The organism is Oleiphilus sp. HI0125, assembly GCF_001635355.1.
Window position 1 is genome coordinate 1 of sequence record NZ_LWGF01000587.1, and the last position, 290, is coordinate 290.

General features: G+C 44.5%; 1 pseudogene. It reads right to left on the bottom strand.

Features of this window, described 5'->3' with window-relative positions:
* Positions 1-290: pseudogene (locus tag A3762_RS27330) on the bottom strand (hypothetical protein); the annotation flags it as partial.

Sequence of the window (290 nt, forward strand, 5' to 3'; positions counted from 1 at the left end):
GTAAATATACAAACCATTCACATCGACTGTGCCGCCCCACAACTCGATACCGTCATCTGCTGAACCGATGATGGCAATATTCTCAATGGTCGTACCAGAACCCACTGATGCTAGAGAAAGGCCATTGAGCTCCTTGTCTTTTTCAACTTCAAAACCTGAGTATTTGATAACGACATACTTCAACACGCCGCTATTGTCGCTAGGATTCGCAACGCCATTGATTGGGCCATATTTTTGAGTCCCTGCTTCGTATGTACGCTCACCTTTGTTATTTTCAGATGAGCCAAGAA